12 protein-coding genes are annotated in these 11,818 nt (G+C 31.4%); 6 read left to right on the forward strand and 6 right to left on the reverse strand.

All coding sequences use genetic code 11. The features are described from left to right. Nucleotides 1-274 precede the first annotated feature (274 nt). Together B3C18_RS18580 and B3C18_RS18585 are read left to right on the forward strand one after the other, a co-directional pair. Nucleotides 275-1,048, forward strand: coding sequence for a TlpA family protein disulfide reductase (locus tag B3C18_RS18580; RefSeq protein WP_291150024.1), 774 nt, complete (start codon nucleotides 275-277; stop codon nucleotides 1,046-1,048). Between the two features lie 288 nt (nucleotides 1,049-1,336). After that, nucleotides 1,337-2,956 carry an ABC-F family ATP-binding cassette domain-containing protein gene (locus B3C18_RS18585; protein WP_291150027.1) on the forward strand — a complete coding sequence of 540 codons (1,620 nt, stop codon included), beginning with the start codon at nucleotides 1,337-1,339 and terminating at the stop codon, nucleotides 2,954-2,956. 139 nt (nucleotides 2,957-3,095) lie between these two features. On the opposite strand, the gene B3C18_RS18590 is transcribed toward B3C18_RS18585, so the two are convergent. The 6 genes from B3C18_RS18590 to B3C18_RS18615 all read right to left on the reverse strand — a co-directional run bounded on the left by B3C18_RS18590 (nucleotide 3,096) and on the right by B3C18_RS18615 (nucleotide 8,995). Further along, entirely contained in the window at nucleotides 3,096-3,269 is a 174-nt protein-coding gene (locus B3C18_RS18590; protein WP_165871969.1) for a hypothetical protein, read from the reverse strand. Between the two features lie 252 nt (nucleotides 3,270-3,521). Then, the gene (locus B3C18_RS18595; RefSeq protein WP_291150031.1) at nucleotides 3,522-4,724 is read right to left on the reverse strand and encodes an amidohydrolase family protein; all 1,203 of its coding nucleotides are present in this window, start codon (nucleotides 4,722-4,724) and stop codon (nucleotides 3,522-3,524) included. A gap of 12 nt (nucleotides 4,725-4,736) precedes the next feature. Continuing rightward, nucleotides 4,737-5,705: a hypothetical protein gene (locus tag B3C18_RS18600; RefSeq protein WP_291150032.1), complete on the reverse strand. Its 969-nt coding sequence runs from the start codon at nucleotides 5,703-5,705 to the stop codon at nucleotides 4,737-4,739. A gap of 972 nt (nucleotides 5,706-6,677) precedes the next feature. After that, nucleotides 6,678-7,310, reverse strand: a complete 633-nt coding sequence (locus B3C18_RS18605) for a class I SAM-dependent DNA methyltransferase (RefSeq protein ID WP_291150034.1) — start codon at nucleotides 7,308-7,310, stop codon at nucleotides 6,678-6,680. Nucleotides 7,311-7,389: 79 nt separating this feature from the next. After that, nucleotides 7,390-8,352 (reverse strand): hypothetical protein, encoded by a 963-nt coding sequence (locus tag B3C18_RS18610; RefSeq protein ID WP_291150036.1) that lies wholly within the window; start codon nucleotides 8,350-8,352, stop codon nucleotides 7,390-7,392. Next, entirely contained in the window at nucleotides 8,345-8,995 is a 651-nt protein-coding gene (locus tag B3C18_RS18615) for a hypothetical protein (RefSeq protein WP_291150039.1), read from the reverse strand. Before B3C18_RS18615 ends, B3C18_RS18610 begins: the two co-directional genes overlap by 8 nt. Nucleotides 8,996-9,250: 255 nt before the next feature. Here B3C18_RS18615 and pyrR point away from each other — a divergent pair, with 255 nt between their 5' ends. The 4 genes from pyrR (at nucleotide 9,251) to B3C18_RS18635 (ending at nucleotide 11,812) form a co-directional block, all read left to right on the forward strand. Then, nucleotides 9,251-9,790 carry a bifunctional pyr operon transcriptional regulator/uracil phosphoribosyltransferase PyrR gene (gene pyrR / locus B3C18_RS18620; RefSeq protein WP_053470147.1) on the forward strand — a complete coding sequence of 180 codons (540 nt, stop codon included), beginning with the start codon at nucleotides 9,251-9,253 and terminating at the stop codon, nucleotides 9,788-9,790. Between the two features lie 149 nt (nucleotides 9,791-9,939). After that, a complete protein-coding gene (locus tag B3C18_RS18625) occupies nucleotides 9,940-10,866 on the forward strand; it encodes an aspartate carbamoyltransferase catalytic subunit (protein ID WP_029273654.1) in 927 nt (308 codons plus the stop codon). A 9-nt stretch (nucleotides 10,867-10,875) separates the two neighbouring features. Continuing rightward, entirely contained in the window at nucleotides 10,876-11,355 is a 480-nt protein-coding gene (locus tag B3C18_RS18630; RefSeq protein ID WP_291150058.1) for a hypothetical protein, read from the forward strand. Between the two features lie 124 nt (nucleotides 11,356-11,479). Further along, nucleotides 11,480-11,812 (forward strand): ribonuclease Z, encoded by a 333-nt coding sequence (locus B3C18_RS18635; RefSeq protein WP_291150061.1) that lies wholly within the window; start codon nucleotides 11,480-11,482, stop codon nucleotides 11,810-11,812. Nucleotides 11,813-11,818 lie beyond the last annotated feature (6 nt).

An 11,818-nucleotide genomic window follows, 5' to 3' on the forward strand; every position in this document is an offset into this window, starting at 1 on the left:
TTCCACTACTATCAGGGCTAGGGCATTCAGTTTCATAATAAAGTCATTAATATTCAAGTCACGTTTGTCATCCTGAACGGAGTCGAAGGATCGCCAATTAGAACGTAGGCTTCGACTCCGCTCAGCCTGACAAAAAAAGTAAATAAAATCCGCATAAATCCGCGTTTTCGCGATAGCGAATCCGTATCATCCGCGTGCCATTTCTTCATGATTAACCCCAAATTGCAAACTATTTTAAGTACTTTTGACTCCAGAATTATTGCATAAAATCTTCATGAAAAAATCAATCACCATTATAATCACATTTCTAATTTTTACTTCTTCTTTCAGTCAAAATAAATTCGGAAATCCAGAAGTAAATCCAATTCAAATTCAAAAAACTTTCAGTGATTGGTCAGCTTATCAAAGTAAAAATATAATGCTTTCCAGAGATTTTACGGCACTTGATTCTTCTTCAAGTGAAATTTCCAAAGAAGCTTTTTTAGATCAATTAGCAAATGGAAATTTTATTCCAATTAGATTAAAATCAGAAGAGGCGGTTTTTTATTATAAGCTATTCAAAATTCAGCCCAAAACAGATACCAGTATAAAAGCAACGATCAACCAAATAGGTTTTGACGCTCTTAAGAATTATAAGATGGAAGGAACTGCTTTTCCGCTATTTTCATTTAAAGACTTAGATGGAAATGTAGTTTCAAACGAAACCATGAAAGGAAAAATAATCGTGATAAAATGCTGGTATATACATTGTACGCCATGCATAAGAGAATTTCCGCAGGTAAATAAACTAACTGAGGAATACAAAGACAGAAAAGATATTCTATTTATAAGTCTAGCCGAAGATTCAGCAGAACAATTAAAAACATTCTTAGCGAGAAAACCACTTTCATATTCAGTAATTCCAAATATGAAAGAATACATGAATGAATCGTTACAATTGAATTCATTTCCAACACATTTTATTTTAAACAAAGAAGGATTAATTTCTAAAGTCCTGCCAAATTTCGAAAGCTTAGAAGTGGCTTTGGCGAAAGAAAGCAAACTGTAGTTGAATTAATCTCGCAAAGTAACCTCATTTTTGTCATTTCGAGGAACGAGAAATCTTCGTAAGCAGCTCCGCAATAATAAGCTAATCTTTGTCGAGTTCCTCGCGGAGATTTCTCGTTCCTCGAAATGACAAGATTGAGTAATAATCATTTGGATGAAACAAAACTCTGCGTCTTTGCGACTTTGCGAGAAAATCCTCGTTCGCATAAAAAAAACTTAGTCCCTTTGCACCTTTGCAACTCTGAACCTTTTTCACTACTTTTGCACCAAATTAATTAAAAAGACATTCATGTTAACAGTCAATAATTTATCAGTTCAATTTGGCAAACGAATTTTGTTTGACGAAGTAAATACCACATTCACTCACGGAAATATTTACGGCGTTATTGGAGCCAATGGTGCTGGAAAATCTACATTTCTAAAAATTATTTCGGGAGATATGGACCCAACTTCGGGACATATTCATTTAGAACCGGGAAAACGTATGTCGGTTTTAACGCAAAACCATAACTTGTTTGATGAGCATACCGTTTTGGAAACCGTTTTAATGGGAAATAAAGTTTTGTATGCTGTTAAAAAAGAAATGGATGAACTTTATTTAGACTACAACGATAAAAATGCAGACAGAATAGGGGAGCTTCAAGTTCAGTTTGAAGAAATGAACGGATGGAACGCTGACTCTGATGCGGCAGCAATGTTGTCTAACTTAGGAATTAACGAAGAGCATCATTATACCACAATGGGTGATTTGGAAGGAAAAATTAAAGTTCGTGTGCTTTTGGCGCAGGCACTTTTTGGAAACCCAGATTTGCTTATTATGGATGAGCCTACCAACGATTTGGATTTCGAGACAATCGCTTGGTTAGAAAATTTCTTAGCAAACTATGAAAATACTGTAATTGTAGTATCTCACGACCGTCACTTTTTAGATGCGGTTTGTACACATATTTCTGATATTGATTTCGGAAAAATCAATCACTATTCAGGAAACTATACGTTCTGGTATGAGTCTAGCCAATTAGCGGCAAAGCAACGAGCACAACAGAACAAAAAAGCAGAAGAGAAGAAACAAGAGCTTGAAGAATTTATTCGTCGTTTTAGCGCCAACGTTGCGAAATCGAAACAAGCAACTTCTCGTAAAAAAATGATTTCTAAATTGAATATTTCTGAAATCAAACCTTCAAGCCGTCGTTACCCTGCGATCATTTTCGATCAGGATCGTGAAGCCGGGGATCAGATTTTAAATGTAGAACACTTATCTGCATCTGTAGATGGTGAACTATTGTTTAAAGATGTTCATTTGAATATGGCAAAAGGAGATAAGATCGTTCTTTTCTCTAAAGATTCACGTGCAACAACAGCTTTCTACGAAATTTTAAACGGAAACCAAAAAGCAGATTCTGGAACTTTTGACTGGGGAATTACAACAAACCAAGCGTATCTTCCTGCTGAAAATCATTCTTTCTTCGAAAATGATTTGACTTTAGTTGATTGGTTACGCCAATACGCTAAAACAGAAGAAGAGCGTGATGAGGTATTTATTAGAGGTTTCTTAGGGAAAATGATTTTCTCTGGAGAAGAAGCTTTAAAAACAAGCCGAGTTTTATCTGGAGGAGAAAAAGTACGTTGTATGCTTTCCAGAATGATGATGGAGCGTGCTAACGTTTTAATGCTTGATGAGCCTACAAATCACTTAGATCTGGAATCTATTACAGCTTTTAACAACTCATTGAAAAACTTTAAAGGTTCTGTAATTTTTACAACACATGACCACGAGTTTGCACAAACTGTGGGTAACAGAATCGTAGAATTAACACCAAACGGAGTTATCGACCGTTACATGACATTTGACGAATATCTTGATGATGAAAAGATTCAGGAACAAAGAAAGAAGATGTATAATCTTTAATTTTTAAATTCCAAATTCCAATCTTTGATCTTAGAACTTTGTCAAAGTTTAAAACTTTGACAAAGTTCTACATCCATAAAAAAATCCCAAACTCCAAGTTTAATCTGGAGTTTGGGATTTTTTATTTTTTTATTTATTACTATTTACTACCGAACATTTTTGCAAAGATCCAGATAACAATTGCAATTATAAAAATCACAATAAATATCCCGAATCCCATTCCGGCTTTAAAAATGTCTCCAATAACTTCGCAGCTTGTAAATGAAAATAGTATAACGAATACCATTAACAATCTTGTAATTTTATTTTGCATGATTCTGAGTTTTTAAATTTCTATATTAAAATTACTTCAGAAATCAGGAAAAAGCCTTATACAATTTTTGGAAAAAGTTTTAGGATTTGGATTCTAGTTTTACAGTTTTTTTGCGAATGTTTCAGGTCCATCTCTTTGATAAAAGAATTGCGATTGAAATTTTTTACAAATCCAGACTTTTCTCCTTTTTCTAATTCTTTAATTATATTTTCTTTTTTGAACATTTTTTTTCTGATTTATACTTTGTAAATCTTAAAACAAATAACTTTTATTGTTAGCACTCATAAACTGATCAAAATAGCCGCTTAAATTCCTTTGACCAACGGCAACGACTTTTAGTTCAGCGTTTTCTTTTGCAACCATAAAATAATCTGTTCCAAATAAAACCCGCTCTGGGAGGATAAGACCATTTTTCAAATCACTAGATAACTGTATCATGCAATTTTCATCGCACAACGAATACGAAATATCTGTAAACGCATTAGGATATTTATCTATCAGGATTTTTTGTTTGATAATGTCATACCATGATGTTAGATTACCTTCCAGAGTTTTTGCTGCCTGAAACAATTTGGCAGTTTTTGCATCTGGGTTTTTCACACCCAATATTTCAACATCTCCTCCCATATGCGCAATACAAAGTTTTAGTTTAGGGTATTTATCTAAAACAGGAATATAATTTTCAGGATGCGAAAAAAGATTGCATGCTCTCGCATTTTCTCGAAATGATTTGTCAGAAGCCTTTTTATAAGCAGCAATACGGGCTGTAATTACAGGCATTAAAGGATGTGCCGGATTTACTGATGTAGGATTGTCAGGAATAACCGACCAGACATTTTTACCTAAATAATAACTGCCGCCGCGTGTACAATGCGTCATAACAGGAATGTTATTTTTTTCGGCATATTGATAAAGACTGTCTAATCGTGCATCAAAAGGAAAAAAGCCGTTTGCGGGATATAATTTAATTCCAACAAAGGTTTTACTTTCAATTGCTTTTTTAAGATTTTCAAGGTTTTTAATATCCGGGTTTCTTGGATCTACGCCATAAAAAGGGAATAAGTCATTTGGGTATTCTTTTTTTAATTTGTAGATATCTTGTATTTGGGAGTTAAAATCTTTTTCAGGTTTTTTATTAGGATCACTCATATAGTCCATATCAATAGTAAGAGCGATGATTTTTATTCCGCTGTATTCAGAATTATCATAAGCTCCTTTCAAGTCAAGAAAAACTTCTTTTTGCGAAGCCATAACACCAATTTTTAGGAATTGTAAAATCCTTTTCGGAATTAAATTTCCCAATTTTGTAATTAACCAAGAGACAGGTCGGGTTAATATTAACCATTTAAGAAACGTAGAAGCTCCGTCTCCAAGTTTAGCAGCTACCTGTAAAAAGTCTTTCGGGGCACATTTTCCTGTAAAGATGTGCGAATGAATGTTATATATATCGTTCATGATTGTATAATTTTAGGATGGTTTTATTCCGGCTCTTCTAATATTAATTGCTTTAACCATAACTTCAAACCAAAAAGGCGCTCCAAAACTGAGAGCAAATGCTGAAATTATAATTCCACAAAGCCACCACAACAACATTGGCAAAAACTTTTCTTCTTTTGATTTTAAAAAATCAGAATTATATCCAATTGGAAGAGAGCTATCTTCTATTTGAGTAATTACTGATTTGATGCTTTCTATATTTTTAGCAATATCAACTGAATCAATTTTTTGAGCATTAATTTTATTCTCAAGTGCCTTTTTTTCGGCTATTAACACAAGATCTTTGCGATACTTGTCATCAGAATTTAATTTTTTAATTAGAGTAATAGAATCAACATTCAGCGCCAAGCAAACTAAGAAACTTATAATAAGTAAACTTCTTTTTGTTTTTGTTTTATACCAGCCGCTCACTCTTTCCATATAGTCATCAAACCATTTGGTGATTTTCTCCTTTAATTCAGTATAGTTTTCCGTTTTTTCATAGAATGCCCTTAAATAACTTTTTAATGGACTGTAATTCATTTGATCAAGTCCTTTTTTAAATCTCTTATAAGGATCTTCAATACGTTCTTCGACTAGCTTAACATCTACTAGATTTGTAGATCCTTTTGGATCAAAAATATTTTCAAATTTTGTGGTTTCAGACTGACTTCCAATAATATCAATCAAGGCATCTGCAAACATATCAGATGAAATGTATTGCGGGTAAGAATCCCTGTTTTTTTTAAGCTGATCAATGCTAAAGTGGCTGTATAAGCTGGCACCATAGCTTTTGTTGACAGGATCGTTTAATAGTTTAAGAATTGTTTCGTAAAGGAATCGGCCTCTTTTTTGGGTTTTGAAGGAGTACCATTCAAAGAGCAACGAAACGAGCGTACTAAAGAGAAAGTAAAATAAACCTAACGCAATTAGTATTTCCAGAATTTTAGATACTTGCATAGATAATTTGTTTTTGGTTAAAATTTATTAGTTCAATTTTGGTTAGTAAGAAAAACCGTAGCTAATTTATTTAAACAAATGTTAAAATATTATTTGTAAGGTAAATATTTCACTTTAACGAATCTAATTTGTTGTTTAGCGATTAAAATATGAATGAAAAAAACTACAATTTAAAAAGTGTTCACTTTTAAAGCTAAATTGTATACAAACAGATTTATCGACCAAAAAATGCGTTATAGGATTTTTTGAAAATTCTTTAGGATTTAGTGATAAATCTAATTGCGGAGAAATCAACGAAGAGCCAACGGCTCGATCGATATTATAGGACCGGATTTCAATCCGGTTTATCGATTAGGTATAAAAATTTTTCGTTCTCTAACGGATTGAAATCCGTTTCTACAATATGAATCATTCCTTCGGAATTTTAAAAAGAGAATGTTGAAACCCTTGGATTGGATTTATTTTCTAATCGTTTTTATTTCCAGAAATACAAGTCCGGCTATAACAACGATTTCTCCTAAAAAGTAAATAATACCAAATATAGAAATGCTCTTGTAATTAGATAATAAAATACCAAATGTCAAAATACAATAGAGTATGTTAGCGGTACAGATTATTTTTAAATACAATTTCCAATTATTTTTTGCTAGAAAAAAGCAGGTAAGAGAATAAATTGAAAAAAGGAGTGCCAGTAAAGAAAGATATTCTAAAGTGGTTTTTGATAAACCAAAAAAGGTATTGAAAGTTCTAAGAACGAGAAAAAGCAATATAAATGTGAGTAATGCTCCAACAGCATCTATTAGAAAGATGTTCTTTGGTTTTGCTAGAAATTGTTGGACGCTTTTTTTCATTTATATATCATTTTATTCGTCCATATTCCTTTAGTAAATCTTTTAATTGCTGAATTATGTTGATCATTTAAATTATATAGATTATAGTATCATTAATATGAACAATCACTTTCTGAATTGATTATCCAATTTTCTTAGCAATTATTATGGTGTGAATTTCTACATTATCAGCTTTTGGATAATTTATGTCAAACAATTTAATAATGTCAAAATCATTTATTAAAAGTTGATTCCTGATATCTTCTAGAGTATGGTAATAAAAATAAGTGCGATCGCCAGTGCTTCCAGAAATAAAACCAGATTCGGAAGGTTTTCCCTGAACAAAACTTAAATATAAAACTCCATTGTTAGAAAGTATTTTTTCTGAATCGATTATTAATTGAGAACAATCTTCTTCAGATAAATAAGGTAAACAAAAGCCACACATAATGGCATCAAATTTTTGATTTAAGGAACTAAGCTCTCTTGTATCCATTACTTCAAAGTTGGCAGAAGGATTATTTGCTTTTGCCAATTCAATCATTTTTGGAGCAATGTCAATACCTGTAATTTTTAAACTGGGATTTTTGGATAACAAATATTTTGTAACATTTCCTGGCCCGCAGCTAATTTCAAATATGTTTATTTGATCTTGTTTTAGAGTGCCGCAAAAGAAGTTGTAAGTCTCATCGTATAAGCTTAAATTCATAAACTTATCTTCATAGAGATTGGCAATTTTATTCCAGGTTTCAAAAGTTTCTTTGTATTTATCCATTAGATTTTAGTTATGTTCTACTGTTGTCAAAACAAAGTAAGGAGACTTCGCAGAAAGGGAAACTTTTTTAGTTTATTTTTTAATTTAAAATAAGACTAATACTTCCAGATGAACAAGATGTACAAATTTCATCATCTTTTAATATTTGCCCACAATACAAACATTCTGAATTTCTATGTAATTTTCTATTACGGATCCCTAATTTATCTAAAATAGATGATTCATTAATTTCTAATTTACAGAACTCACATTTTAACATTCTTATTTCATGGCCAATTGTTTCTTCAATTAATCTAAGTTGATTAAATTCAATGATAGGTTTTAAATAAATTATTGCAATATTTTTGCAAGATGGACACTCTGTTTTGTCTTTATGACTTGACTGTAAAAGTATTTGAGTCGTTTTTTCTTTTTGCAGAATAAAATTCTCGTTACCACTTGACGATTTCCATATCTCTTGATGAATCTCTAGTAACAATAATAATTTTTTATCTAAATCGGTTTGTAAAGAAGCTGAAATTTTAGAAAGTTTTATGTGTTTTCCATCAAAAAAATGCTTTTTGTCAATTGCAAGCTCTTTTGAAAAAGAAACAAGCATTGTGTAAAAATCACGTTGAATAATTTCTTTAATACTCTGCTTGTTCAATTGATTAAGCTCACAATGAGCTATTACATCTCTTGCTTTAGAGATTGCAAATAAGATGTTTTTATGACTTGAGGTGCTTTCCGAAATTATTTGTGCTCTCAGTAAACTATTGTTAAAAGATATTACATCTGAATTTGGCTTGTTTTCTAATTGTTTAGATTCAGATATGGTTGATAATATTTTATTTGGATATAAAGTTCGTAAAGAATGTTTAAAATCGGGTTCTATTAGAATATATGTTGGGTTTATTTCGTATAGGATACCTTTTAATAATCTTTCACAACCTAATGCCAAATTAAAAGCTAATTGTATAATTTCGGTATCTGGGATATTAGTTTCAATTCTTCTAGAAACTTCTTTAAAGAATATGAAGCTATCATTTAAATAATTATTCATAATTTTTAGAGTCTTTAAATTGTTTTTTTGGAGTGTAAAATACTTTTCCATTTTTAAAAAAGTATCTAAAGTACCCTATCAATAGTATATGTACAATAATAACATAGATTGTGAAAAAATGAGGCTTTGAACAGTATTCGAATTGGAAGAATATAAAATTTTTGTCTAAAGAATTAAATAAATCTTTAAGCCATAAAAGAAACCATAATATAACGGTTAAGTCACTTAATAACATTGTTAGTTTTGAAACAGAAAATCTATAAGGGGAAGTTGTAAAATGCTTACTATTTTTGTAAATTAAGTTCGAAGTTTCACTTTTGAACAAATCAAAATCTAATTCGTTTTCGTAGATTACCGCCATTGTTTCCCAATGTTCTTGCCAATATTTACTTCCTCTAACACTTAATGAAAATATTACATTATAAAGAAGACCTATTAAAGAAATAAATATAAGATATTTTTCATCTACTTTAGATCCAAAATAACCAGCTAGAACAATTGCAATTGTTCCCCAGAAAAAAAGTGTTCGCTTCCAAAAATTTTCAATTTCAAATTTTCGTAATTCTAAAATTTTATCGTAAAGATTTATACCGTAAATTTCCTTTAAATTTTTAAATGTACATGGTATATTTTTGTTACTCATGGTTTTTGATCTATAAAGTAATTGTAATAAGTTTTTTTGACTTTTTACATATTTTATTTGCTAAAATATAATTTTGACTGGAAAAATAGTTTTAAAAATAAGATTTTATTTTTAAAAATTCAGGTATATGTATTCAAAAGTACTATTCTTGACATGAAATTCGCATCTATTCAAAAATAAATATTTCCAACCCCAACACCCCAACAAATAAATTCTGATTTTGTATATTTGCCCAACCAAACATTACAATTACTTATGAGCCAAAAAGTATTACTTAATTCAAAAGAAGTTACTATCATACTCCATCGTTTGGCTTGTCAGTTAATCGAAAAACATCTTGATTTCTCTGATACAATTTTAATCGGGATTCAGCCGAGAGGTGTTTATTTGGCTGAGCGTTTAAAACAAATTTTAGAGAACGAATACCAAACTCCTGAAATTTCACTGGGATATCTTGATATTACTTTTTTTAGAGATGATTTCCGCAGAACCGATAAACCGCTTGAAGCCAATAAAACTCAGATAAATTTTATAGTCGAAGACAAAAAAGTCATTTTTATTGATGACGTTTTGTTTACCGGACGAAGCATTCGTTCTGCCTTAACTGCAATTCAATCTTTTGGAAGACCTTCTGAAATTGAATTGTTAGTATTAATCGACAGACGTTTCAGCCGTAATTTACCAATTCAGCCTGATTACAGAGGCCGTCAGGTAGATGCAATTAATGGCGAAAAAGTAAAAGTGAGCTGGAAAGAAAATGATGGTGAAGATGTGGTTCACCTAGTGACAAATTAAGTTTAATCGGTTAACCGGTTAATTGTTTAATCGGAAGGAACGATTAAACAATTGAAAAAATTAAAAAAGTTGAACCGTTAAATCGGTTAACTGTTAATCGTAAAGAAAGCGATTAAACGATTAAACAAATAAACAGTTAAACATTAAACATGAAAGAATTAAGCGTAAATCATTTATTAGGAATTAAATACATCAATGAGAATGATATTAACCTGATTTTTGAAACGGCAGATCATTTTAAAGAAGTCATTAACCGACCAATTAAAAAAGTTCCTTCATTACGAGATATTACCATTGCCAATATTTTCTTCGAAAACAGTACCAGAACCAAACTTTCCTTTGAATTAGCGCAGAAACGTTTATCTGCAGATGTTATCAGTTTTTCTGCAGCGCAGTCATCGGTTAAAAAAGGAGAGACTTTGATTGATACTGTAAATAATATCCTTTCGATGAAAGTTGATATGGTTGTAATGCGCCACTCTAATCCCGGAGCGGCTTATTTTTTATCTAAAAATGTCAAAGCGAGTATCGTAAATGCCGGAGACGGTGCGCACGAACATCCAACTCAGGCTTTGTTAGACAGTTATTCTATCAGAGAAAAATTGGGCGATGTTGCCGGAAAAAAAGTAGTTATTGTAGGTGATATTCTGCATTCGAGAGTTGCCTTATCCAACATATATGCTTTGCAAATGCAAGGCGCAGAAGTAAAAGTCTGCGGACCAAAAACACTGATTCCAAGATATATTGAATCTCTTGGTGTTACGGTTGAACCAAATTTGCGTAAGGCTTTAGAATGGTGTGATGTTGCGAACATGCTTCGTGTACAAAACGAACGTATGGATGTAAACTTTTTCCCGTCAACACGTGAATACGCACAGCAATACGGAGTTGACAAACCGCTTTTAGATTCTCTTGGAAAAGAAATCGTAATCATGCACCCGGGACCCATTAACAGAGGAGTAGAGATTACTTCTGAAGTTGCTGATTCTGATCATTCTGTTATATTGAATCAGGTAGAGAATGGTGTTGCGATTAGAATGGCGGTTATTTATTTATTAGCGTCTAAAATTCAATAATACTGCATTTTGAGAGATACGCTGAAAATAATAATCCTACTAGTTGGTTTTATATGTAAAGCGCAGGATGTTAATGAAATAAAAATAGATACTGTCTACAATAATTTATTAAACCGAACACCTAAAAATTTTAAAGTAGACGAAATTTCGAAACCAAATAATAGATTTTTTACTTTGGATTTGAATAGTATTGGTAGATTAGAAAGTATTTATCAGTTTCAGAATGAATTTAAACTTAATGAAGCTGAAATTAACTGGCTCAATAAACAAATTGATCAAATTGCTTTGGCATTTTATTTAGAAGGAAACCCAATCTTGATAAGAAAAGTTGGTGGTTATGATGGATGCCCAAATGAAAATGTTTACACGGAAACTATAAAAAGAAAAAAGGTAACGATCTTAAACTTTTGCTTTACTTGTTCTGGTGCAGGAAAATTAGATAAGTTTATTCAAATTTTTAATAATAGAACAAATTCGTTATTGAAATAAACGAGGGCTTCGACTTCGCTCAGCCTGACAAACTTGAAACCTAAAACTTGAAACAACAAGAAAAAAACTTCGTACCTTAGCGCTCTGAAAAATCAATTTTTATATTAGCCCCACAAATTATAAAATGAAAGTAGATCAAAAAGGACATACCGTTACCATAAAAGATACGCAAGGCGATTTTAATGGCTTTGTAGAAAAAGTAACGCAGCAGTTTAAAACCTTTGAAAAACAAAATATTATAATCGATTTGTCGTCAGATTCTGAATTGACGGAAAATGATTTGAAAGTTTTTTTACCGCTGGTTAAGCTTCAGAAAAAAGCAAAAAAATCGTTTGTAATTGTAGCTTCTGATCTTGATTTTAATGCTGTTTCAGATAAATTGGTTGTTGTTCCTTCTCTTTTAGAAGCGCACGATATTATCGAAATGGAGGAAATTGAAAGAGACTTAGGGTTTTAATTTTAG

It is taken from the genome of Flavobacterium sp. UBA7680 (assembly GCF_002482975.1).
In the GTDB taxonomy this organism is placed as follows: domain Bacteria; phylum Bacteroidota; class Bacteroidia; order Flavobacteriales; family Flavobacteriaceae; genus Flavobacterium.